This window comes from Ruegeria sp. HKCCA5839, assembly GCF_013035585.1.
Classification (GTDB): domain Bacteria; phylum Pseudomonadota; class Alphaproteobacteria; order Rhodobacterales; family Rhodobacteraceae; genus Ruegeria.
The window spans coordinates 1-22951 of sequence record NZ_WQIE01000002.1 but is presented as its reverse complement, the minus strand read 5'-3'; the positions used below and the strand labels follow the sequence as shown (position 1 = coordinate 22951).

At 58.2% G+C, this 22951-nt stretch carries 21 protein-coding genes; 14 read left to right on the top strand and 7 right to left on the bottom strand.

Going from position 1 to position 22951, the window contains the following annotated elements; genetic code table 11:
• Position 1 precedes the first annotated feature (1 nt).
• Positions 2-964: an NAD(P)H-dependent glycerol-3-phosphate dehydrogenase gene (locus tag GOV38_RS05665; protein WP_171208400.1), complete on the bottom strand. Its 963-nt coding sequence runs from the start codon at positions 962-964 to the stop codon at positions 2-4.
• A complete protein-coding gene (gene tsaD, locus GOV38_RS05660) occupies positions 961-2058 on the bottom strand; it encodes a tRNA (adenosine(37)-N6)-threonylcarbamoyltransferase complex transferase subunit TsaD (protein WP_171208399.1) in 1098 nt (365 codons plus the stop codon). Before tsaD ends, GOV38_RS05665 begins: the two co-directional genes overlap by 4 nt.
• Before the next feature lie 202 nt (positions 2059-2260).
• Between tsaD and GOV38_RS05655 the strand changes: the two genes are divergently transcribed.
• The 3 genes from GOV38_RS05655 to GOV38_RS05645 are packed head-to-tail and all read left to right on the top strand — an operon-like array spanning position 2261 to position 5699.
• Positions 2261-2869: a uroporphyrinogen-III synthase gene (locus GOV38_RS05655; RefSeq protein WP_254430501.1), complete on the top strand. Its 609-nt coding sequence runs from the start codon at positions 2261-2263 to the stop codon at positions 2867-2869.
• A gap of 54 nt (positions 2870-2923) precedes the next feature.
• On the top strand, positions 2924-4180 hold the full coding sequence (locus tag GOV38_RS22190; protein ID WP_254453164.1) for a COG4223 family protein: 1257 nt from the start codon (positions 2924-2926) through the stop codon (positions 4178-4180).
• Between the two features lie 10 nt (positions 4181-4190).
• Positions 4191-5699 carry a heme biosynthesis protein HemY gene (locus GOV38_RS05645; protein ID WP_171208396.1) on the top strand — a complete coding sequence of 503 codons (1509 nt, stop codon included), beginning with the start codon at positions 4191-4193 and terminating at the stop codon, positions 5697-5699.
• A gap of 22 nt (positions 5700-5721) precedes the next feature.
• Here the strand turns inward: GOV38_RS05645 and GOV38_RS05640 are convergent, their stop codons facing one another.
• The 5 genes from GOV38_RS05640 to GOV38_RS05620 are packed head-to-tail and all read right to left on the bottom strand — an operon-like array spanning position 5722 to position 10711.
• Positions 5722-6498 (bottom strand): citryl-CoA lyase, encoded by a 777-nt coding sequence (locus GOV38_RS05640; protein WP_171208395.1) that lies wholly within the window; start codon positions 6496-6498, stop codon positions 5722-5724.
• On the bottom strand, positions 6495-7682 hold the full coding sequence (locus GOV38_RS05635) for a CaiB/BaiF CoA-transferase family protein (RefSeq protein WP_171208394.1): 1188 nt from the start codon (positions 7680-7682) through the stop codon (positions 6495-6497). The genes GOV38_RS05640 and GOV38_RS05635 overlap by 4 nt, the downstream gene beginning before the upstream one ends.
• On the bottom strand, positions 7672-9183 hold the full coding sequence (locus GOV38_RS05630) for a tripartite tricarboxylate transporter permease (protein ID WP_171133830.1): 1512 nt from the start codon (positions 9181-9183) through the stop codon (positions 7672-7674). Before GOV38_RS05630 ends, GOV38_RS05635 begins: the two co-directional genes overlap by 11 nt.
• A 1-nt stretch (position 9184) precedes the next feature.
• Positions 9185-9667: a tripartite tricarboxylate transporter TctB family protein gene (locus GOV38_RS05625; RefSeq protein ID WP_171208393.1), complete on the bottom strand. Its 483-nt coding sequence runs from the start codon at positions 9665-9667 to the stop codon at positions 9185-9187.
• Between the two features lie 60 nt (positions 9668-9727).
• The gene (locus GOV38_RS05620) at positions 9728-10711 is read right to left on the bottom strand and encodes a tripartite tricarboxylate transporter substrate binding protein (RefSeq protein ID WP_171208392.1); all 984 of its coding nucleotides are present in this window, start codon (positions 10709-10711) and stop codon (positions 9728-9730) included.
• Between the two features lie 108 nt (positions 10712-10819).
• On the opposite strand from GOV38_RS05620, the gene GOV38_RS05615 reads away from it, so the two are divergent.
• The 11 genes from GOV38_RS05615 to GOV38_RS05565 all read left to right on the top strand — a co-directional run bounded on the left by GOV38_RS05615 (position 10820) and on the right by GOV38_RS05565 (position 22442).
• Complete coding sequence (locus GOV38_RS05615; RefSeq protein ID WP_171098112.1) at positions 10820-11488, top strand: response regulator transcription factor; 669 nt, start codon at positions 10820-10822, stop codon at positions 11486-11488.
• A complete protein-coding gene (locus GOV38_RS05610; protein ID WP_171208391.1) occupies positions 11478-12845 on the top strand; it encodes a sensor histidine kinase in 1368 nt (455 codons plus the stop codon). Before GOV38_RS05615 ends, GOV38_RS05610 begins: the two co-directional genes overlap by 11 nt.
• A complete protein-coding gene (locus GOV38_RS05605; RefSeq protein ID WP_171133834.1) occupies positions 12824-13828 on the top strand; it encodes an ABC transporter substrate-binding protein in 1005 nt (334 codons plus the stop codon). The genes GOV38_RS05610 and GOV38_RS05605 overlap by 22 nt, the downstream gene beginning before the upstream one ends.
• 89 nt (positions 13829-13917) lie before the next feature.
• Positions 13918-15000: an MHYT domain-containing protein gene (locus GOV38_RS05600; protein ID WP_171208390.1), complete on the top strand. Its 1083-nt coding sequence runs from the start codon at positions 13918-13920 to the stop codon at positions 14998-15000.
• Positions 15001-15138: 138 nt separating this feature from the next.
• Positions 15139-15972 carry a xanthine dehydrogenase family protein subunit M gene (locus tag GOV38_RS05595; RefSeq protein WP_171208389.1) on the top strand — a complete coding sequence of 278 codons (834 nt, stop codon included), beginning with the start codon at positions 15139-15141 and terminating at the stop codon, positions 15970-15972.
• A gap of 15 nt (positions 15973-15987) precedes the next feature.
• Positions 15988-16482, top strand: coding sequence for a (2Fe-2S)-binding protein (locus GOV38_RS05590; RefSeq protein WP_171208388.1), 495 nt, complete (start codon positions 15988-15990; stop codon positions 16480-16482).
• Complete coding sequence (locus GOV38_RS05585; RefSeq protein ID WP_171208387.1) at positions 16479-18896, top strand: aerobic carbon-monoxide dehydrogenase large subunit; 2418 nt, start codon at positions 16479-16481, stop codon at positions 18894-18896. Before GOV38_RS05590 ends, GOV38_RS05585 begins: the two co-directional genes overlap by 4 nt.
• A gap of 114 nt (positions 18897-19010) precedes the next feature.
• Positions 19011-19868, top strand: coding sequence for a MoxR family ATPase (locus tag GOV38_RS05580; protein WP_171208739.1), 858 nt, complete (start codon positions 19011-19013; stop codon positions 19866-19868).
• Complete coding sequence (locus GOV38_RS05575) at positions 19868-21058, top strand: VWA domain-containing protein (RefSeq protein WP_171208386.1); 1191 nt, start codon at positions 19868-19870, stop codon at positions 21056-21058. The genes GOV38_RS05580 and GOV38_RS05575 overlap by 1 nt, the downstream gene beginning before the upstream one ends.
• 12 nt (positions 21059-21070) lie before the next feature.
• On the top strand, positions 21071-21883 hold the full coding sequence (locus GOV38_RS05570; protein ID WP_171208385.1) for an XdhC family protein: 813 nt from the start codon (positions 21071-21073) through the stop codon (positions 21881-21883).
• Between the two features lie 106 nt (positions 21884-21989).
• Positions 21990-22442 (top strand): carbon monoxide dehydrogenase subunit G, encoded by a 453-nt coding sequence (locus tag GOV38_RS05565; RefSeq protein ID WP_171097285.1) that lies wholly within the window; start codon positions 21990-21992, stop codon positions 22440-22442.
• Positions 22443-22951: the final 509 nt, after the last annotated feature.

The following is a 22951-nucleotide window of genomic DNA, read 5'->3' as shown; positions in this document are numbered from 1 at the left end:
GTTATTCCTCCTTCAGGGGTCGATTGAGCAGCCATTGGATGGCTTCAGCGACACTGTATGCGCCACTGCTGAGTTCCGCCACAGTTGTCGTGATCGGCATGTCCAGACCTTCGGCTTTGGCGATCTCGGCCACGGCCTTGGCGGTGGCCACACCTTCGACGGTTGTGTTGATGTCAAACGCTTCGCCACGACCCAGCGCCAGACCAAAGCGGTAGTTCCGCGACAGCTCGGAAGAGCAGGTCAGAACCATGTCTCCCAACCCCGACAAACCCATCAGGGTTTCAACCCGCGCACCGCGTAAAAGCGCAAAACGCTGCATCTCGGCAAAACCACGGGTCATCAGGGCCGCGCGTGCGCTTTCACCCATTCCGTCGCCGATACAAGCGCCGCACCCGATGGCCATAACGTTCTTGAGTGCTCCACCCAGTTCGGCACCTACAGTGTCTGTTGTGCGATAAAGGCGCAGGTTAGCGGTGGTCAGTTCGGATTGCAGCGCTGTGCACAGAGCGTTATCGGCGCATGCGAGTGTCAGCGCAGTGGGCAATCCGCGGGCAATGTCATCGGCAAAGCTGGGGCCGGTCAAAAGCGCAGGACGCGCCGTCGGGATTGCGTCGGAAATCACCGCTATCGGTCCAAGCCCGGTCGATAGTTCTATCCCCTTACAGCAGGCGACTAGAGTTTTTTCGGCCAAAACCTGGGCATGATCCTGCAAAGCGGCGCGTAACCTCTGCATAGGGACCGAGACGAGCAGCGTATCGCTTTCAGCCGCAAAGGCGATGCCAGATGTCACGGTGATCCCGTCCGGCAACGTGACATCCGGAAGCCGCGCAGCGTTCTTGCGCCCGTCCTGCATCATCAGGGCGTGTTCGGGGTCGCGCGCCCACAAGGTCACCGGCCCATTCCGGGCCAGTGAAATCGCCAGAGCTGTACCAAACGCACCTGCGCCCAGAACCGACACGCTCATGCTTTGGCCCCCTTTTTGCCGCTGCCAAGCATCGCCGGGCTGGTCTGATCCAAAGGCCAACGCGGCCGCGCGGTCAGATCCAGACCGTCGCGTGCACCATTGCGAAATCGTTCAAGCCCCGCATAGGCGATCATGGCAGCGTTATCAGTACACAGCGCCAGTGGAGGTGCCGTAAATCGAGTGCCTTTTTCACTGCAAATAGTCTCTAACGCGTCGCGAATGGCCGAATTGGCCGCCACACCGCCCGCGACCGCAATCACTGGTTCAGTTGGGTCATACTCCAGATACAGATCAATCGCGCGCCTCGTTTTCTCGGCCAGAGTGTCCACGACCGCTTGCTGAAACCCGGCACAAAGATCGGCGCGGTCCTGACGGGTCAGGCCGCCCTTTTCCGCAACGATCTGATCACGCATCCGCAACAACGCCGTCTTCAGCCCTGAGAAAGACAGATCACAACCGGGCCTGTCCAGCAGCGGACGGGGAAAACGAAACCTCTTGGGATCGCCTGACCGTGCCTCGGCCTCGACCGAAGGCCCGCCGGGTTGTGGCAGGCCCAACAGGCGCGCGGTTTTGTCAAAGGCCTCTCCGGGCGCGTCGTCGATGGTGCCGCCCAGTCGGGTAAATTCCTCGGGACTATACGCAACCAGATATTGGCAGTGCCCGCCCGAGACCAATAACATCAGGTAAGGAAACGCGATCCCGTCGGTCAGACGCGGTGTCAGGGCGTGGCCTGCCAAATGGTTCACTCCGACCAAGGGCAGGCCGGTGGCTGCACTGATCCCCTTGGCGCACATAACGCCCGACATCACGCCGCCAATCAGGCCCGGGCCTGCGGTGACCGCAATGGCGTCCATATCCTGCAAGGACAGGCCCGCGGTCTCCAAGGCCTGTATCACGCAAGTGTCCAGCTTTTCGGCATGGGCCCGGGCCGCAATTTCGGGGACAACACCGCCAAAGGCGCTGTGTAGTTCGGTCTGCCCATAGACAATCGAAGACAGGATCTGCACCGGTTCACCGTCAGATTGGCGCACCACGGCGGCAGCGGTGTCATCGCAGCTGCTCTCCAATCCCAAAACGGTAAGTGTTTGCACCATCGGTCCAATCCGTTGCATCATGATTGCACAGCGGGGTATCACCCTGCGTGGACGCAAACAATCCTCAAGGCCAAGGCGCCAGACGTTGTATTTGTTGATGACCCGCCCTCGCGCCGCCTCAACCAGGTTTGTCGCGCAGCTTTCGACACGCACCCGGTCCCGCGTTACGGTCATTCATTCGCCTTTGTTGGAAATCCGACCCTTGAATGTTTCGGTGGATATTTCTGGCACGCAAGGGCTGATCTTTTCCTCGGCCAACGCGGTCAACGCAGCGGTGTCCCTTGGTATTCCGCGTCAGTTTCCGGCCTATTGCGTCGGGCCTTCAACCACGGCGACGGCCCAAGGTGCAGGCTGGAACGCAGTAATGGCCGGGTCTACAGCCGAGGAATTGGTGGCAAGCTTGCTGCAAGACCGCCCCGACAGCCCGCTTTTGCATCTGCGGGGCGAGCATACGCGTGGAAATATCGCCGAGCGTTTGACCGAGCTAGGTCTAACCACGCGCGAGGTACCAATTTATCAACAGCGCCTGCTGCCTCTGACGGTTGAGGCCATTGCGGCGTCACGGGGTCAGATGCCGATCATCGCCCCGATATTCTCACCCCGCACGGCGCGACAATTTGCCGATGTCTGGACGGGGACGGCCCCGCTATGGCTGGCAGCCATCAGCGAAGCGGCCGCCGAGCCGCTTTATTCATTGGACTATGCACGTTTGAAAATCGCAAAACAGCCGACACCCAAGAAAATGCAGAAAGCCGTTAAAAAGCTTGTGAAACATGCGATGCGGGTTGAGGGTGCGCCGGGGGCAGTCTAACTTGTTTCTGTCTGTAGTTCTGGTGTTTTGGGAATCGATAAGGGGAATTTGACAGTGGCCAGGAAAAAGAAATCCGATCAGGACCCTGTAGAAGACCCCAAGGTTGAGATCGATTCCTCCGAGGCTGATGCAGAGTCGACATCGGACGCTGAAAGCCTTGACGCAGACCAGCCAATAGAAGAAGCGACTTCCGAAGCCGAAGCCGAAGCCGAAGCCGAAGCCGAAGCCGAAGCCGAAGCCGAAGCCGAAGCCGAAGCCGAAGCCGAAGCCGAAGCGGCGGCTGAAGTGACCGAAGCAGCTCAGGTCGAAGAAAAGATCGTCGAACGCACGGTTGAAAAGCGGGGTGGGTTTGTTCCGGCGCTCCTTGGTGGTGCCGTGGCTGCTGCGGTTGGGCTTTGGGCCGGCAGCAGCGGGCTGATCTCATCAAGCGGAGCGGACAACTCCGAAGCATTGACGACGTTGGAAGCCAAGCTGACGGACCAAGCGACGCAGATCGAGAATTTGACCAAAGCCCTGGCTGACGGACCGGATACATCCGCTTTGACCGGCCAGATCACAGCGTTGAGCGACAAGCTTGCACCGATTGAAACCGATGTGGGTTCGGTAAAGTCCAGCCTCGAAGCGCTGAGTGGTCAGATCGACCCGCTTGCCGACCGCCTGGCCGAACTGGAAAAGCGCCCGATCACAGAAGGGGCCTCTGCGGAAGCTGTGGCGGCTTATGAGGCAGAGCTGAAGAAGCTTCAGGACTCGCTGGCTACCCAACGCGCTGAGGTTGAGAAAATGGTCTCGGACGCGCAAGCGCTTGAGGCAAAGGCTGCTGCCGAAGCGCGCGCGGCCACAAACACGGCCATTCTGACCCGACTGCAGGGGCGGTTGGACTCAGGCCAAAGCTACGAAGATCTTGTGACTGAGTTGCAGGCCGGTGGTCTGACTGTTCCGGATGCACTGACCACATCTGCCCAAAGCGGCGTAGCCACGTTGGCCGCGTTGCGGACATCGTTCGAACCCGCTGCACGTACTGCTCTGGCGAATGCGCGCGACGCGGACAAGGGCACCGGGCTCGTCGCGTTTCTGCAGCGCCAGACGGGGGCGCGATCTGTTACACCGCAGGACGGTGATGACCCGGATGCGATCCTGTCTCGTGCTCAGGCCGCTTTGGCGGGCGGCGATATCGAAACCGCACTGACCGAGCTCAAAGCCCTGCCGGATGCGGCAAAGGCTGCGCTGTCAGATTGGGAGAAAAACGCCCAGACCCGTCTATCCGCGCTGGATGCCGCGCAGGCGCTTGGCGCCAGCGTAAACTCGAATTGAAGGACCTGCCATGCTGTGGTCATTGTTAAAGATCCTTGTTTTTGTTGCGATTATCGGCCTTCTGGCTGTTGGCGCCGGGTTCCTTATGGAAACCAGCGGCGGGGTTCAGATCACCGTCGCGGGCACTGAATATACGCTCAGCCCGTTGCAATCGGTCATTGCGCTGGGCGTGTTGGTGGTTCTGGTCTGGTTGTTCTTCAAACTGCTCAGCCTGTTGATCGCCACATTGAAATTCCTCAACGGTGATGAAACCGCTTTGTCGCGCTATTTCGATCGCAACCGCGAGCAAAAGGGCTATCAAGCGCTGGCCGATGGGCTGATGGCATTAGCCTCGGGCGAAGGGCGTGCGGCCATGGCCAAAGCGAACCGCGCCGAAAAACTGCTGAACAAACCGGAACTGACCAACCTTCTGGTGGCGCAAGCAGCGGAAATGACCGGTGACACAAAAAAGGCGTCTGAAACCTATAAGAAACTGGTGACCAATAATGCGACGCGTTTTGTTGGTGTGCGCGGCATCATGAAACAGAAGCTGGCCGAAGGCGACGACGATACCGCCCGCAAACTGGCCGAGAAAGCTCTGTCCCTGAAACCGCGCCACGAGGAAACGCAGGACGTTCTGTTGAACCTGCAGACCAAGGCGCAGGATTGGGCGGGTGCGCGCTCGACCCTGACGGCAAAGCTAAAAGCAGGGTATTTGCCGCGCGATGTGTTCAAGCGACGCGATGCGGTCCTGGCCTTGTCCGAGGCCAAAGACCTGTTGGATGAAGATGCCACGCTTGAGCAGCAGGAACGCGCGATTGAGGCCAACCGCCTGTCGCCGGATCTGGTGCCAGCGGCTGCGATGGCCGCGCGCGCGCATATCAAAAAGGGCAAGGCCCGCGCCGCGACCAAGATCCTGAAAAAAGCATGGGAGGTTCAGCCGCATCCAGAGCTGGCCCATGCCTTTGCCGAGATCGAACCCGACGAAACCCCGCATCAGAGGATCAAGCGCTTTACCGCTCTGACCCGTGTGCATCCTGAAAATATGGAAACCCGTCTGATCCTGGCCGAGCTGAACATCGTCGCCGAAGACTTCCCCGAAGCGCGTCGCGCGCTGGGAGATGTGGTGGAAAACAAGGGTGATGCCCGCGCGTTCACCCTGATGGCCGCCATTGAACGGGGTGAGGGCGCATCGGATGCCGTTGTGCAGGGTTGGCTGGCCCGCGCCCTGAACGCGCCACGCGGTCCGCAATGGGTTTGCGACAATTGCCATGACATTCAGGCCGAATGGGCACCCGTCTGCCCGAATTGCGGCAGTTTCGATACGCTCAGCTGGCAAACACCGCAAACCCCCGAGATCGCCAGCGCGACCGGTGTTCACATGCTGCCGCTGATCGTTGGCGCGCTGGAGGACAAGACCGAAGCCGAGGAAACGGAAGAGGTTGACGACGCGATCGAGGTTGAGGCTGACCCGGTGGAAGAAACGGTCGAAGGTGCTGTCGAAGACAGCACCGAGCCAGCGGTTGAAAAACAGGCTTGATCAGACTCGTTTCCGGGCCTGATCACTCGTTCCGCGCACCTGTGTAAGTCCATCTGTAGCTTGGTGGGGTCGGTCCTTTGTTCCGGCCCCCTTGCTGCGATTGCTCCCAGGCATGGGCCAGAATCCCGACCGAGCGTGACAGGCAGAAAAGACCCCGGGCAAGCGGCGGGGCAAAGCCAAGTTCAGCATAGATGACAGCCGTGGCGCCGTCGATGTTCATGGGCACGGGTTTGCCCTTTCGACGCATCAGCTCGGCCTCGATATCCGTCGCGATCTTCATGAACCGACCATCGCAGGCCCCGTTGTCCATGGCGTCTTGAACCAGTGCCATCAACCGAGGCGCGCGCGGGTCGGTCGGGGTGTGAAACCGATGCCCGAAACCTGGTAGGATTTTCCCTTGGGTCGAGATCCATTCGTCCAGCGCGTCCCCCAGATCACCAGACCGCTCCTCGACGAAGTGATAGAGCGTGACGGCCTGCTCTCCGGCGCCACCGTGAACATCACCAAGCATATTCACCGCGCTGGCCATCGCATTGTTCAACGGCAGGCCGCAAGTGACAGCCATACGCGCAGTGGCAATGGACGGCGCTTGCGGCCCGTGATCCACAGCCGCAACCAAAGCCGCCTCGAACAGACGGGCCTGTGCTTGTGTCGGTTTGTCACCGCGCACCAGGAACCAGATCATTTCGGCAAAGCTGATATGGCCGATCAGATCCTGAATCGGCTCTCCGCGCAGTGCGATGCGTCCAGGTTCCATGTCGATGATGGAGGTTTGCCACCAGTCCGAGACGTCGCTCATAGGATCCCCTCTTGTTTCAAATCATCGATTTCGGCCTGTGTTAGGCCCAATTCAGACCAGATCGTCGTATTGTCGGCACCCAGATCCGGCGGTGCAGCTTCAGGCATGTTGCGCTGCCCGTCCATAACCACCGGACTGCCGGCAAGACGCATCTTTTCACCGTGAACCGAGACTGTGCCGATCATCCCGCGCCCGGCAAGTTGATCGTCATCCAGCGCATCAGGCACCGACAGGACCTGGCCCGCGGGTACGCCCAGCGCGTTCAACTCAGCCACCCAAGCTTCAGATGGCCGGGTACGCAGCATACCCTCCAACACGTCACGCAGTGCAACCCGGTTCGCCTTGCGGTCTTCACGGGTTGCGAAATCGGGATGGGTCAGCAGATCATCGCGACCCAGATGTGTCGCCAGTGCTTGCCATTGTTCATCGCGATTAGCAGCAATGTTGATCGGCTTGTCAGCGGTCGCAAACGTGCCGGAGGGGGCCGATGTTGTGTTTTCATTGCCATGCGCAGCCGGGCGCACACCTCCGACAAGATAGTTCGACACGACCCATCCCATCGTCGAGATCACTGCCTCGGACATGGCCACGTCCAGAAAAGTACCGCGCGGATTGGCATTCAGGGCAGAGCTGATCGCAAAAGCAGCGGTCAGCCCACCCACCGTATCGGCCAGAGGATAGCCCACACGGTAGGGCGCAGTATCCGGCGCGCCAGTGATCGACATGACACCGCTGATCCCCTGAACGATCTGATCATAGGCCGGATCATCTCGGCGCGGACCGTCCTGACCAAAGCCGCTGATGGCGCAATAGATCAGGCCGGGATTTTCTTTGCGCAGGACGTCATAGCCCAATTCCAACCGGTCCATGACGCCGGGCCTGAAGTTCTCGACCAGCACATCGGCTGTTTGAACTAGCCGCTTGAGCAGCGCTTTGCCTTTCTGGGCCTTTAGATCCAGGGTGACGGATTTCTTATTGGCGTTCTGGGCCAGAAAGCTGATGCCCATACCGGATTTGTTGCGCGCTGGATCGGCCCCCAATACACGCGCCAAGTCTCCTGCTCCGGGCCGTTCTACCTTGATGACTTCGGCCCCCATCAAGGCCAGTTGGTAACAACAATAGGGGCCTGCCAGCACATTGGTCAGGTCAAGAACCCGAACACCAGTAAGCGGATCAGTCGCCATCAGCCACACCAGCGGCACGCGCACGAGCTCGTCGTGCGCGGTAGCTGGGCAGAAGCACCAAGAGCACAGCAACCACAAGCAGGCCCAATGTCATGGGGCGTTCCCAGATAAACGCGATGCCATCATACAACTGCATGGATCTTGCAAAATTGTCCTCCATCATCCCGCCAAGGATGAAGCCGATAAGCAATGGCGCCAGCGGGTAATCGGCAAACTTCAATGCGGTGGCGCAGATTCCGAAACCGACAAGGATCAACAGCTCGGTCGCATTGTTCTGACCGATATAGGCACCCATCAGCGTGAAAAACAAAATGAACGGGATCAGATAGTTACGCGGGATCGCAAGAACCTTGGCGATATAAGGGATCAGCGGAAGATTCAGGATCAGCAAAACCAGGTTGCCAATGAACATCGACATGATGACCGCCCAGAAAATCTGCGGCTCGTCGATCATCAGGCGTGGGCCCGGTGTGACGTTCAGGGCAATCAATGCTCCTAAAAGGATAGCGGTTGTTCCTGAGCCCGGAATTCCCAAAGTCAGCAAAGGAACAAATGAGCCCGTGCAAGCGGCGTTGTTGGCCGTTTCGGGAGCTGCCAGACCTTTGATCGAGCCCTTGCCGAATTCTTCCTGCTCTTCCTTCGGTGCAATGTTGCGTTCGACAGCATAGCCAAGGAAGCTGGCGATTGTTGCGCCCGCTCCGGGTAGAACCCCGATAAAGAAACCCTGCACCGACTGGCGTCCGACAACAGGCGCAATGGCTTTTGCCTCGTCCTTGGTGATCCTAAGATCTTTGATCTCTCCCTCATCCCCTTTCAGATCTTTGGGTTTGAGGACAAGAAACAGCGCCTCTGGCAAGGCGAACATGGCCATCGCCAGGGTGATGAAACCAAAGCCTGACTGCAAGTCCATGATACCCATCGTAAAGCGGGGCAGATTGAACAAGGCGCCTTCGCCAACGGTGGCCATGATCAGACCCAGAATGGTCATGATTATTGCTTTGGCCACTTGGCCCGACCCAGCAAAAGCGGCAATCGCAGATAATCCGACAACCATCAGCGCGAAATATTCGGCCGAGTGAAACAACAGGGCGACTGAAGACAAGGCAGGTGCGAAGACCATCAAGAGAACAGCCCCCAACGTCCCGCCTGCGAAACTTGCGACCGCAGCAACGGTCAGAGCTTTGCCCGCCTTACCCTGACGCGCCATCGGATATCCGTCAAAACTGGAAGCGACGGTACCGGCAACCCCCGGTGCGTTCAGCAGGATGGACGACGTGGACCCGCCAAAGATGGCGCCGTAGTACACCCCTGCCAGCAAGATCAGAGCCGCCGAAGGGTCGCCCATCGAAATCGCCACAGGGATCATGATCGCAATGATCGACATCGGGCCCAGACCGGGCAGCATTCCGATGAACGTGCCGATGAGACACCCGGCAATAACCATAAGCAGGTTCTGAATGGAAAAAGCCGTCTGCAGGCCGATCAGAAGTCCTTCAAGCATGTCAACCTCCGAAAATGCCCGGCAAGGGGCGCATATAGATGCCAAGAACCTCTTGGACCAAATACCAGACAGCACCGGTTGCAATCAGCGCGACAGGCAACATGACATGCCACTTTCGCTCACCCAGAATGAACGAACCGAGTATCAGAAAGGCTGATGTCGAGATCAGGAAGCCGACCGGACGCAAGCAAAGCGCGTAAACAACCATAAGAACAAGCAGCGTGACAGCCTGACCCAGGTGGTAGTCAGCCAACCGGCGATAGTCGATTTCGGCCTCTTTCAACTCGCTTTTTTCAAAGCCCAGAAGGATGATCGTTGATGCAATGATACCGAGAACCGACAGCACTTTGGGGAAGGTGCTGGGCCAAATCGGATTTCGCTGCATGAAGGGAGGCAGAGCACCGTCCATGGTAAACCAAGCCGCGTACCCATATGTCAAACATATGCCCAGTAGAATGAGCGCGATCCAGCGATCCAGCGCCATGGTGTCCCCTCCCCGAAATTCTTGCGGCAGAGCGGAGATCCGCTCTGCCTGGTTGTTGTATTAGAGGAAGCCCAGCTTCTTCATCAGGTCGCTGATTTGCTTTTCCTGATCTTCAAGAAACGCCTCGAAGTCAGCGCCAGAGTTGTGGATGTTTACCCAGCCATTGCGCGAACGTACTTCTTCCCATTCGGGCGTATCGTACATCTTGGTAATGGCCTCTTGGTAGGCAACCAGCTTTTCTTCGGGCAGGCCCGGAGCAGCAAAGAAGCCACGCCAGTTGACGAAGGTGGTATCGATGCCCTGTTCCTTCATGGTCTGTGCATCTGGTGCCGCATCGACACGTTCGTCCGATGTTACGCCGATGATTTTGACTTCACCTTGGTTGGCCAGATCCACGGCTTCGGAGAAACCAGTCGACAGAGCGGCGATTTCACCCGATAGCAGGGCGGCCATTGCCTTACCACCTGCGTCGTAAGGGATGTATTTGACACCCAAAGCATCTTTTCCAGCCGCTTCCATCACCATGGCAGCAACCAGATGGTCCATACCGCCGGGCACAGAACCGCCACCGATGGCTGTTGCGCCGGGATCGGCATCATAGGCTGCCAGCAAATCCGCCATCGAGTTGATCGGGCTGTCTTTTCCGACAACGATGGCAGCGTAATCACCGATCGTGCCCGACACCAGCGTCAGGTCCCGGAAGTTGTGAGGGAAAACACCGGTCAGTGAGCGGATCACAATTGGTGTTGAATTCACCATCAAGGTACCGTGGTTGCTTTCTGCGTTTTCAATCAAAAAGCCGATAGCTTTACCGCCGCCGCCACCCGACATGTTTTCATAAGAAGCGGTGCCTACAAGGCCTGCGTTGGTCAATGCCTCACCGGTACCGCGTGCGGTGCCATCCCAGCCGCCACCGGCGCCACCTGGGATGAGAAAGTGGATGCTATCCACGACCTGGTGCCCGTCCGCCAGAGCGGGGCCACTTAGGCCAAATGCGGCCACAGCTGCGATTAGGGCCCGACGGCCCAGTTTCAATGTTGTCATGATGTCCTCCCATTTGACAATCGGCCGTTTGACGGCTCAGACTGTTGCGATCCTAAACATATGAACCTGACATCAACCTGTCACGGTCGCGAAGATTTCCTGAGGCTTATGAAATTTCTTCTTGTAGAAGATAATCTGGATCTGGCGAACGCCATCACGTCACGCATGCGATTGGATGGTCATGTCGTTGATCATGCAGCGAAATTAGACGATGCCACGGCTTATGCAGAAGTCGAGGAATATGATCTGATCCTACTGGACATCATGCTGCCTGATGGTGACGGAAGAGAGTTCCTGGCACGCCACCGCGCCAGTGATCTAGACACACCGGTCATCGTTTTGACCGCGCGAAGTCAGGTTTCAGATCGAATCGGGTCGCTCGATATGGGGGCAGATGACTACGTCACAAAACCCTTCGATCATGCCGAGCTTGAGGCGCGCTGTCGTGCGGTGTTGCGGCGGAAATCGGGTAATGCGAAATCCAGGATCGAAGTTGGAGGGATCGTTTTCGACCCGGTTGCCGGTCACTTTTCGGTCGGCGGTCGCGACATCTCGCTACGAAACCGCGAGTTAAGGCTGATGGAACTGTTCATAAATGCTCCGGGTCAGGTTTTTTCCAAGCAGAAACTGGCCGATAGGCTGTTCACCTATGATGACAATGTTTCTGACAACGCGATCGAAGTTTACGTCGGGCGGTTGCGAAAACACCTCGAAGCTTCGGACTTGAAGATAACGACCCTACGGGGGTTGGGCTACAGGTTGGATCATGACGGATAGCCCCACTGTCTCTGGGTCGCTAAGAAACCGCCTTGTTTTGACACTGATCGGTGGTGCGGCGATACTGGCAATCCTGCTATTTCTTGCAGTGCGCAGCTATGCAGCGCGTGTAGCCCAGCAAGGTCAGGATAATATTCTGAGTGCCTCTGTAGCTTCGATCCTCGACGCGGCCGCGATCCGGGATGGGCAACTTGAAATCGACATCCCTTATGCGGCGTTTTCAATGCTGACAACACCGTCGGACGATCGCGTGTTCTATGCCATCTATCAGGATGGCGCGTTCATTTCCGGATATGATGAGTTGCAAGTTGACGAACCAGTCGCACAGGCAAATTGGACGTTCCAATCGACGGAAATGCGGGGTGAAAGCATTCGCCAGGTGAATGCGGGGCGAACTTTGGTCGGGCTTGGAAAACAGACTCAGATCGAAGTGGCGCTTGGCCAAACCCAGGACGCGTTGTCCCAAACCATGGATCAGATTTCACGCAATGCCGCGTTTCTGGGAATTGGGTTCTTTCTGTTGGCTGCCTGCCTGTCCTTTTGGGTCGCGTCAACGACCATTGGTCAGCTGAATAAATTGACGACCTCGGTCACCCGCCGGGGGCCGCAGGACCTCAGCCCGTTTCGCAAGCCTGTCCCGCGTGAAATGGCACCGTTGGTGACCTCGTTGAATTCTTTGATGGGGCGGTTGGATCAGTCGCTTGGTCAGTCTGAAGACTTCATCGCCGAAGCAGCCCATCGCGTGCGTACGCCATTGGCGACTGTCAGGTCTTATGCCGAAGCGACGCTTCATCGTGTCGAACGCAAAGAGAATCGCGAAGCGTTGCGGGCCATGGTGCGCGCAATTGACGAAAGCTCTCGTGCGGCTGGGCAATTGCTGGACCACGCCATGATTACGTTTCGTGCCGATCATCTGGAGCGTGAAGACATCGACCTTGTTGTATTGACCAAGGATCTTGTCCAGCGGCTGACACCCATAGCGGAGATGAGAGAGCTCACGTTATCGCTGACCGGAGCGCGGTCTGTACCCTATTCCGGTGATCCGATCCTGTTGCAAAACGCGGTGCGGAATATGATCGATAATGCGTTGAAATACGCCCCTGTGGACAGCACGGTCGTCATAGACGTCAGGGCAGACCCAAATGTTCAGATTAAGGTCAGCGATGCTGGCCCTGGGTTTCCGTCAGAAGAAATCGACATGCTGACAAGACGATTTGAACGCGGGCAGAATGCGACCGGAACAATTGGTTCTGGATTGGGTTTGACCATCGCGCAAGACGTGGCCACCGCACATGGCGGCACATTGGAGTTGTCAAACAAGCCAGAGGGCGGCGCATGCGTTATCTTATCGCTGTAATCCTGCTTCTCTTGCCCCTTTGTGCGTCAGCCGATGATTGGGAAGAGCGTTTTGTGTTCAATGAGGGTGCCGAGGGGCCGCAATTGCGCGTTATTTCCAGCACCGACACCTTGCTTTTTGCTCCTTTTATCGAAGGATTTGTCGCAGAAAACCCCCTGATCAGTGTCGAATACCTGGTGACCGGCTCGGCGGATATCGACCGGCGGGTGCGGGCAAATCCCAGTGCATTCGATGTGATTATCTCAAGCGCAATGGACTTGCAGCTAAAGCTTGCAAATGACGGTTTTGCGCTTCGGCTGGAAGATGTGGAGGTTCCACCATGGACACAATGGCACCATAGCCTTTTCGCCTTTACCTCTGAACCCGCTACGATTGTTATCAATCGTTCTGCTTTCGAAGGACGCGCGTTACCTGAAACCCGTCAGGACTTGATCGAAGCGATGCGCGAACGGCCTGACATGTTTCGCGGCAAAATCGGAACATATGATGTTCGAGAATCGGGTTTGGGTTATCTATTTGCTACACAGGATTCTCGTGTCTCGGAAACCTATTGGCGCTTGATGGAAATCATGGGGGGTCTGCGAGTTAAGCTTTATTGCTGCTCGGGCGACATGATTTCAGATCTTGTGGAGGGTAAGATTCACGTCGCGTATAATGTGCTTGGCAGCTATGCGAGCGCGCAGGCCGAAGGGCAGGATGCCCTGGAAGTCATTCTGCCGTCAGATTTTCAAACAACCATGATGCGGACGGTGATGGTTTCCAGTGCGACCCAATCAGTTCAGGCCGCTCAGCAGTTCTTGCGGTATCTTGTTTCGGACAGACCAAATGAGTCCACCACTCAATCGCCCCTTCCTTTGCTGGTTGCGGAGGACACTGTGAGCGAACAGGAAACCATTGGTCTGAACCCTGCCCTGTTGACGTTTCTGGATAGCCTGAAGAGGAAAAAGTTCATCTCAGCCTGGGAAAACGCCGTCATTCAATAGTTGCGTGCCTTTGTCCTTGGCTCTCAGATTGTCGTGCTGTGATCGGTTTGCTAACGTCACGCTTGCGTCAGGGAGGAAGCGCAAACGCGATGCTGGATTATTCGCATAACGGCTGGCTTGTGGCGGCCTCGTTGGCGGTGGCGCTGATGGCCGGATTTACCGGCCTTTACCTGACCCATGGCGCCTCCAAGTTAGAGCCGCAACGGCGCAAGCTTGTGGTCGCATTGGCAGCGGTCATTCTGGGTGGCGGCATCTGGTCGATGCATTTTGTCGCCATGCTGGGCCTGCAATTGCCGATCCTGTTCTACTATGACGCGCTGATCACGCTGATATCGGCCTTGGTTGCGATCTTGATGGTTGGGTTGGCATTGCTTGTTCTGCATTTCCGGCCGCGCACGTCGCAGACGATTATTGGATCGGGGATCATTGTCGGGTTGGGCATTGTGGTGATGCACTATATCGGCATGGCCGGAATGCAGCTCTGCCGCCCTGTCTACAACTTGCTTGATGTCGCTTTGTCGACACTGGCCTCGGTGATCCTGTCTGTGGCGGCCATCTGGGTGGCATATGGCAATCGAACTCAGCGTAATATCTTGCTGGGGACGATCTGTTTCGGGTTGGCCGTGTTCTCGATGCATTTCGTGGCAACGGGACTGACCGATTTTGTCGCCACCGGCAGCGCGGGTGGGGCGGGTCCAGCGTTGGACAATCAGATTCTGGCAATGGGCGTTACGGTTTCGGTTTTTTTGATCTGCGGTGCCTTTCTGTTGACCGGTATTTCGTTCATCGAACCCAAAGAGCAGCCTAGCCTAGAACCCGTGCCGAAACCGGCGACCTTTCGCGCGGGTGTACCGTTTGAGCGGGAAGGGCAGACCTTTTTCACCGAACCTGCCAGTATTGCCGCCATCCGGGCCGAGGGGCACTACACCGTTCTCTACATGGGATCTGAAAAACTATTTTGTCCCTGGTCGATCACCGAGGCGGCGACCCGTTTGAAACCGGACGGGTTCCTGCGCGCGCATCGCAGTTATCTGGTCAATCCCAAACACGTCTCTAGCTTTGAGCGGCACAAGGACAATGGCACCTGCTATTTCGACGGGGTTGATGCGTTGGCCAAGGTGCCTGTCAGCCGATCACGCCTGACGGATATTCGCGAAGCGCTGGGCCTCTGATCGCAGCTCGTGCAGCTTATTCGCATTTCGTGAAACAAGCTGCGCGCCCGGTTTCTGCCTGCTGGATCGCCCACGCGCGTCATCCTTTCCTTGTTCCAGGTCCCCCAAGGCATATCGCTAGGACCCAGGGAGGAAAACATGATACCAGCCGGTTTTGAGTATCACCGGCCAGGCGACATCGCCTCGGCCATCGGCATTCTACAGGAACACGGAGATGAGGCGCGCGTGCTTGCGGGTGGGCACAGCCTGATCCCGATGATGAAGCTGCGCATGGCTGAGATGGGCCATCTGGTCGATTTGCAAGCCATTGAAGAACTGAAGGGCATCGAGGTCGGAGCCGACACGGTGTCATTGGGTTCGATGGTTACGCAGCATGAGTTGATCACCCATGACGGGCTGGCCTCGGCGATCCCGCTGATCCGCGAGGCCGCGTTGCAGATCGCCGATCCGCAGGTCCGCTATGTCGGCACTGTAGGGGGCAATGTGGCCAATGGTGATCCGGGCAACGACATGCCGGGGCTTATGCAATGCCTGAACGCCACGTTTGATCTCTCTGGCCCCGATGGCAATCGCAGCGTCGCGGCGCGCGACTTTTATGAGGCCGCATATTTCACTGCGCGTGAGGATGAAGAGATCCTGACCCGCATTCATATCCCCGTGCCTGGCGCAGGTGTCGGGCAGGCCTATGAAAAGCAAAAGCGCAAGATCGGAGATTATGCCACTGCCGCGGCTGCGGTGATGGTCGGCAATGGCACGGCCTCGGTCGCGATGACCAATCTTGCCGATACGCCGGTCTGGTCCGAGGGTGCCAGCACGGCGCTCGCAAGTGGCGATGTCGAGGGCTGCGTTGCCGCAATGCTCGACGCGATTGACCCGGTGGCTGACAATCGCGGTCCCGTCGAATTCAAGAAACACGTGGCCGCCGTGATGCTGCGCCGCGCCATCGACCGTGCGCAAAGCCGCGCGGGTTGAGGGGAGGAACAACAAATGTCGAAAATGCACGTCAAACTCACCGTGAACGGCAAGCCGGTCGAAGGTCTGGCCGAGCCGCGCACGTTGTTGATCCATTTCCTGCGGGAAGATCTGAAAATCACCGGGCCTCATATCGGCTGCGAAACCAGCCATTGCGGGGCTTGCACCGTGGATATCGACGGCAAGTCGGTCAAATCCTGCACCACTTTTGTGGCACAGGTGAACGGAGCCGATGTCACCACCGTCGAAGGCCTGACCAACGAGGACGGGAGCCTGGGTGTCATTCAGGAAATGTTCCGTGAACATCACGGGTTGCAATGTGGCTTTTGCACGCCGGGCATGATCACCCGCGCGCATCGCCTGCTGCAGGAAAACCCGAACCCGACCGAGGAAGACATCCGTTTTGGCATGGCCGGGAACCTTTGCCGCTGTACCGGCTATCAGAACATCGTCAAGGCGATCTCGGCCTCGGCGGATATGTTGAATGCTCAGAAGGAGGCCGCGGAATGAACGACCAGACCATGACCCCCGAAGAACGCGCCGCCAACCTCAAAGGCATGGGCAGTTCGCGCAAGCGCGTTGAAGATGTGCGGTTTACCCAGGGCAAAGGTAACTATGTAGATGACATCAAGCTGGACGGGATGTTGTTTGGCGACTTTGTCCGCTCGCCCTATGCCCATGCCCGCGTGGTGAGTGTAAATAAAGAGGCGGCGCTGGCGCTGCCCGGTGTGATCGCGGTGTTGACGGCCGAAGACCTGTCGCCGCTGGGCCTGCACTGGATGCCGACGCTGGCCGGTGACAAACAGATGGTGCTGGCCGATGGAAAAGTGCTGTTTCAGGGTCAGGAGGTCGCCTATGTCGTGGCCGAAGACCGTTATATCGCTGCGGATGCGGTGGAACTCGTCGAAGTCGAGTACGAGGAACTGCCGGTTCTGACCGACCCTTTCGAGGCGCTGAAATCGGATGTGGTCCTACGCGAAGACCTGGAAGGTCAGACCGAAGGCGCGCATGGCCCCCGAAAGCACCACAACCACATCTTTACCTGGGAACAGGGTGACAAAGACGCGACCGAGGCAGTTCTGGCCGAGGCCGACGTGGTGGCCGAAGAGATGGTCTATTACCACCGGACCCATCCGTGCCCGCTGGAAACCTGCGGCTGCGTGGCCAGTATGGACAAGGTGACCGGCAAGCTGACGCTTTACGGAACCTTTCAAGCGCCGCACGCGATCCGCACTGTTGTCTCGCTGATCTCGGGCGTGGCTGAACACAATATCCGTGTGATCAGCCCCGATATCGGCGGCGGGTTCGGCAATAAGGTGGGGGCCTATGCGGGCTATGTTTGCTCGGTTGTGGCTTCGATCGTCACCGGCAAGCCTGTGAAATGGGTTGAGGACCGGATGGAAAACCTGATGTCCACCGCCTTTGCCCGCGACTACTGGATGCAGGGCAAGATCGCGGCCACGAAGGACGGCAAGATCACCGGTTTGTGGTGCCATACCACGGCGGATCATGGCGGCTTTGACGCCTGTGCCGACCCGACCAAATTCCCGGCGGGGTTCATGAATATCTGCACCGGGTCCTACGACATCCCGACCGCTTATCTGGCTGTCGATGGGGTCTATACCAACAAGGCACCGGGCGGGGTAGCCTATCGCTGTTCCTTCCGGGTGACCGAGGCAGCCTATTTCATCGAACGCATGATCGAGGTACTGGCCATCAAGTTGAACATGGACGCGGCAGAGCTGCGCCGGATCAACTTCATCAAGGCCGATCAGTTCCCGTACCAATCTGCGCTGGGCTGGGAATATGACTCGGGCGATTACCACACGGCCTGGGACAAAGCGCTGAAAGCTGTGGACTATGACGGTCTGCGCGCCGAACAGGCGCAGCGGATCGAGGAGTTCAAAGCCGGTAAGACCCGTAAGCTGCTGGGGATTGGCCTGACGCATTTCACCGAAATCGTCGGGGCCGGGCCAGTTAAGAACTGCGATATCCTTGGGCTGGGCATGTTCGACAGCTGCGAAATCCGTATCCACCCAACCGGCTCTGCAATCGCGCGGTTGGGGACGATCAGCCAAGGTCAGGGCCATGCCACGACCTTCGCCCAGATCATCGCCAGCGAGATTGGCCTGCCCGCTGATGACATCACGCTGGAAGAGGGCGACACGGATACCGCGCCATACGGTCTTGGGACCTATGGGTCCCGGTCCACGCCTGTGGCGGGTGCGGCAACGGCGATGGCCGCGCGCAAGATCCGCGCCAAGGCGCAGATGATCGCGGCCTATCTGCTTGAGGTTCATGACGACGATGTCGAATGGGATGTGGATCGCTTTGCCGTCAAAGGCGCGCCCGAGCGGTTCAAGACCATGAAAGAGATCGCCTTTGCAGCCTATAACCAGGCCATCCCGGGGCTGGAACCAGGGTTGGAGGCTGTCAGCTATTACGACCCGCCGAATATGACCTATCCGTTCGGGGCCTATATCTGTGTCATGGAGATTGACGTGGATACCGGCGAGTGGGACGTCCAGCAGTTCTATGCACTGGATGATTGCGGCACGCGGATCAATCCGATGATCATCGAAGGGCAGGTGCATGGCGGTGTGACCGAAGCGTTGGCTATCGCGATGGGGCAAGAGATTGCCTATGACGAGATGGGCAATGTCAAAACCGGGACGTTGATGGACTTTTTCCTGCCAACAGCCTGGGAGACACCAAACTACACCACCGATCACACGGTAACGCCGTCGCCGCATCACCCGATCGGGGCCAAGGGCGTGGGTGAGAGTCCCAATGTGGGCGGTGTTCCCGCGTTCTCGAATGCTGTGCATGACGCGTTCCGGCCGTTTGGGTTGGTGCAAAGCCATATGCCGCATGATCATTGGCGGATCTGGAAGATCGCCAACGGGCTGGGGTTGCATGGGTGAATGGGTTCGGACCGGCTGGCGCCGGTCCGACCGGACGGAGGGGGTTCTACCCCCTCCGAACCTCCCCCGGGATATTTTTGGCCAGATGAAGATGGGATCCTGGTTGTGACTTTGATGGAAGTGCAAAACGGATTGGCCGAACAGGGCTATGTCGCTGACGATCGCTTGGCGATGGCGCTGCATCTGGCGCGGGCCTTGGGGCGGCCTTTGTTGCTTGAGGGGCCTGCGGGCGTCGGCAAGACCGAGGTGGCCAAGGCGATGGCGGCGTGGTCTGAAACACAGCTGATCCGGTTGCAATGCTACGAGGGGCTGGATGCCAGCCACGCCATCTATGAGTGGAATTATCAACGGCAGCTGCTGGCGATCCGGGCGCGCGAGGCGGATGGTGGTGTTGGGGAAGCGCAGTTGTTTTCTGATGAATACCTGCTGAAACGCCCTTTGTTAGAGGCTATCTCGCAAGACACATCTCCGGTTTTGCTGATTGATGAGATTGATCGGGCGGATGAGGAGTTTGAGGCTTATCTGCTGGAAATCCTCTCTGAGTATCAGATCACGATCCCTGAGCTGGGGACGATCAAAGCGCGGTCGCGGCCGGTGGTGATCCTGACCGCAAACGGCACGCGGGATCTGTCGGACGCATTGCGGCGTAGATGTTTGTACAGCTTTCTGGATTATCCATCGCGCGAGACGGAATTGGCGATCCTGCGGGCGCGGATGCCCGAGGTCGAGGGGCTGTTGGCACGGCAGATCGTCGGCGTTGTGCAGGCCCTGCGCAGCGAAGATTTGGAGAAAACGCCGGGCATAGCCGAGATGTTGGATTGGGCGGCGGCTCTGTCCGGATTGGGTGTCAACGATATGGCGCAATCGCGCGAGGCAGTGCAGGCTACTCTGGTCTGTCTGCTCAAGACGGCGGCGGACTATGACGCCGCCCCGCCCGAGGTGATGGACCGGCTGATCGGGAAGGTAGCGTGATGCAGGTGACGCGCTTTCCGGCTCGCGCGGCGGGTCTGGCCGACCGGATGGCGGGGTTTATCGCCCATCTGCGGATGAACGGGATGCGTGTGGGCCCGGCGGAAACCGGGGATGCGCTGGCGGCGTTGGCCGCGACCGAGGCAACCGATGCGGCGCAGGCGCGACAAGCCTTGTGCGTTTTGTTGGCCGGGGATGCCGAGGACTGGCGGCGGTTTGATGAACTGTTCGATGCTTATTGGTTCAATGCGGGCAAGCAACGGCAGGGCACGGTTCAGTCGTCTCATGTGCGGGTGCAATCGGCAAAGCCGATGATTTGGGAAGGATTGAACCAAGACACGGACAATACCCAGACGGGCTCTGATCAGGCGGCCACCATTCCCGATCCGGGTGATGGAGAAGGTGAAGGAACGAATGGGCGGTTGATGGCGACCCAAACAGCCAACCTGTCGCGCCGGGATCTGCGCGAGTTGATGGATGAACAGTCTCTGAAACAGGCGGAACAGGCGGCTATGGCGCTTGCGCGGGCGATGCGCGACCGCCGTTCGCGTCGGCGCAAACAGGCGCTGCGAGGTCCCGCTCTAGACATGCGGCGGATACAGCGGGCCAGTCTGGCGCGTGGAGGAGAGCCGTTGGACCTTTATCGCCGTGCGCGGCCGCCCCGTCCCATGCGGATTGTGGCGCTGTGCGATGTCAGCGGGTCGATGTCCGTTTATGCGCGGGTGTTTCTTGCTTTCCTCAAAGGGTTGATCGGTAGTGGAGCCGAGGCGGATGCCTATCTCTTCCACACACGGTTGATGCGGGTCACGGATGCTTTGCGCGACCATGACACGCTGCGCGCCGCTGGGCGGTTGTCGCTGATGGCCGAGGGGTTTGGTGGTGGCACCGATATCTCGGGCAGTCTGGACAGTTTTCTAAACGGCTATGGCGCGCGCGCTCTGAACGGGCGCACCATCGTTCTGATCCTGTCGGATGGCTATTGCAGTTCAGACCCCGAAGCGCTGGGCGCGGTTCTGGCGCGCATTCAGCGCAAGGCGCGACGGGTCGTCTGGCTCAACCCGCTGAAAGGATGGCAGAACTACGAACCCATAGCTGCGGCCATGCAGGCAGCGCTGCCTCATCTGGATGCCCATCTGCCGGCAAATACTCTGGACGCATTGGCCGCGCTTGAGCCTGAATTTCGGAAACTGTGAAGGAACTAGCCTATGCCCGGTTTTGACATTTTCGATACCATCGACACGCTGCGGGAAAAGGGTCAGGCTTTCTGCGTGGCTACGGTGTTGCGGACGGCGGATGCGACCTCGGCCAAAGCGGGGGCCAAAGCAGCGATCACGCGGGATGGCCAGATACTGGGGCATCTGGGTGGCGCTTGCGTGCAACGGGCGGTGCGGGTTTCGGCCCAGCAGGCGCTGGCAGAAGGCGCACCCCGGATGATCCGGGTGAAACCGTCAAGCAAGGTGGTGACCATGGCAGACCCGGATGATGTGCATATGTTCAACAGTGGCTGTCCGTCTGGCGGTACGGTCGATCTGCTGGTCGAGCCTTACCAGCACGCGCATCGGCTGGTCTTGTTTGGGGACACGCCGATCGCCAAGGCGCTGGCGGCTCATGCGGCGCTTGCCGGATTCAGGGTCTGTGTCGCGCAAGGCACCGAATGGTCCTCGGATTACCTCGCGTTTGACGCAGTGGACGTGGCCTCCCTGGGAATTGAAGCACGCGACTTCGTGGTCGTCGCGTCACAAGGCCATGCAGACGCTGCGGCATTGCAAACCGCCTTGGAATCTCCGGCGCGTCGGGTGTCGATGGTGGCAAGCCACCGCAAGGCAAAGGTTCTGGGCGACAAGCTGATCGCAAAGGGTATGGCCGCAGAGCGGGTTTCGCAACTGAAGGCGCCTGCCGGGTTGGACATTCGCGCGGTCGATCCACACGAAATCGCCTTGTCGATCCTCGCCGAGATCATCCGTTGGCGGAACACGGATAGCGAAAGGGAGGTGTCAGATGATGAAAAACTTGCTTGAATGGGTGCGCAAACTGTGGCCAGAACGCCCGGAACAATCTGCAGAAGACGCCACGCAAGAGGCACTTCGTGTCTATCCAAGATGCTGTTGAACAAAGGAAAGTCGAATGGAACTGAGTGACGAAATTCGGATCACCGCCCCGCGTGACGTTGTCTATGAAGCGCTGAACAACCCAGAGATATTGCGCGAGTGTATCCCAGGTTGTGAGGAACTCACACAATCCGAGCCCAATCATCTGGAAGCCAAGGTTGTTCTGAAAATCGGCCCGGTCAAAGCGAAATTCGCCGGTGAGGTCACGCTGGACACAACCAACGCGCCGGACGGGTTTTCTTTGATGGGCGAGGGCAAAGGTGGTGCGGCTGGGTTCGCCAAAGGCGGTGCAGACGTTACCCTGACCGAAGATGGTGACGAAACCATCCTCGCCTACACTGCGAAGGTCGATGTCGGCGGAAAGATCGCTCAACTCGGCAGCCGCTTGATTGCGGGAACGGCCAAAAAGCTGTCGGGCAAGTTCTTTACAAAGTTTGGTGAGATCGTGTCGGAACAGGCTGTTGGCTGACGGGGAATAGGGGTCGGTGCAGAATACCCTGCTGCGCTGTCACACGATGGCGCAGTATTCGAAATCAAAAAACGTAAGTTCTTGGGTTTGGGGATTAGGTGTCTAAGAGAGACAGCTAATTCCTGTTCCACCAGGTGTCATGGTTTTGTTTAGCGTAGCATCTTCAGTGACTTAACTATTCTACTGCATTCCACTCTTCCCCAGAATCTACTATTTATCGAGGGTGGATTGAGAGGTGGGTTAATGCCTCGTCCTTTGAGCAGGCACAGCGCATAATATCAAAGGAAGCAAGTTACACCACTTAAGGGATTTTGCGTTGGATGCATTCGAAAGCCGAAAGGCCGAACTCAAACGCGAGGGCAAGGCTGGGCGCTGGTAAACGTCAGGTACATCACGTTCAGAAAGGCAAAGACCCCCGAAGGGCGCAAACGTCAATCTCAGGGCGATTAGGCCTCACCGATCTGAGCGCATTCGCCTGATGGTACTGTCCCTATAACGGCAACGAATGC

Coding starts and splice junctions, on each gene's coding strand:
- GOV38_RS05665 (WP_171208400.1), bottom strand. CDS start 964: ATGAGCGTGTCGGTTCTGGGCGCAGGTGCGTTTGGTACAGCTCTGGCG.
- tsaD (WP_171208399.1), bottom strand. CDS start 2,058: ATGGTGCAAACACTTACCGTTTTGGGATTGGAGAGCAGCTGCGATGAC.
- GOV38_RS05645 (WP_171208396.1), top strand. CDS start 4,191: ATGCTGTGGTCATTGTTAAAGATCCTTGTTTTTGTTGCGATTATCGGC.
- GOV38_RS05640 (WP_171208395.1), bottom strand. CDS start 6,498: ATGAGCGACGTCTCGGACTGGTGGCAAACCTCCATCATCGACATGGAA.
- GOV38_RS05635 (WP_171208394.1), bottom strand. CDS start 7,682: ATGGCGACTGATCCGCTTACTGGTGTTCGGGTTCTTGACCTGACCAAT.
- GOV38_RS05630 (WP_171133830.1), bottom strand. CDS start 9,183: ATGCTTGAAGGACTTCTGATCGGCCTGCAGACGGCTTTTTCCATTCAG.
- GOV38_RS05625 (WP_171208393.1), bottom strand. CDS start 9,667: ATGGCGCTGGATCGCTGGATCGCGCTCATTCTACTGGGCATATGTTTG.
- GOV38_RS05620 (WP_171208392.1), bottom strand. CDS start 10,711: ATGACAACATTGAAACTGGGCCGTCGGGCCCTAATCGCAGCTGTGGCC.
- GOV38_RS05615 (WP_171098112.1), top strand. CDS start 10,820: ATGAAATTTCTTCTTGTAGAAGATAATCTGGATCTGGCGAACGCCATC.
- GOV38_RS05610 (WP_171208391.1), top strand. CDS start 11,478: ATGACGGATAGCCCCACTGTCTCTGGGTCGCTAAGAAACCGCCTTGTT.
- GOV38_RS05605 (WP_171133834.1), top strand. CDS start 12,824: ATGCGTTATCTTATCGCTGTAATCCTGCTTCTCTTGCCCCTTTGTGCG.
- GOV38_RS05600 (WP_171208390.1), top strand. CDS start 13,918: ATGCTGGATTATTCGCATAACGGCTGGCTTGTGGCGGCCTCGTTGGCG.
- GOV38_RS05595 (WP_171208389.1), top strand. CDS start 15,139: ATGATACCAGCCGGTTTTGAGTATCACCGGCCAGGCGACATCGCCTCG.
- GOV38_RS05590 (WP_171208388.1), top strand. CDS start 15,988: ATGTCGAAAATGCACGTCAAACTCACCGTGAACGGCAAGCCGGTCGAA.
- GOV38_RS05585 (WP_171208387.1), top strand. CDS start 16,479: ATGAACGACCAGACCATGACCCCCGAAGAACGCGCCGCCAACCTCAAA.
- GOV38_RS05580 (WP_171208739.1), top strand. CDS start 19,011: ATGGAAGTGCAAAACGGATTGGCCGAACAGGGCTATGTCGCTGACGAT.
- GOV38_RS05575 (WP_171208386.1), top strand. CDS start 19,868: ATGCAGGTGACGCGCTTTCCGGCTCGCGCGGCGGGTCTGGCCGACCGG.
- GOV38_RS05570 (WP_171208385.1), top strand. CDS start 21,071: ATGCCCGGTTTTGACATTTTCGATACCATCGACACGCTGCGGGAAAAG.
- GOV38_RS05565 (WP_171097285.1), top strand. CDS start 21,990: ATGGAACTGAGTGACGAAATTCGGATCACCGCCCCGCGTGACGTTGTC.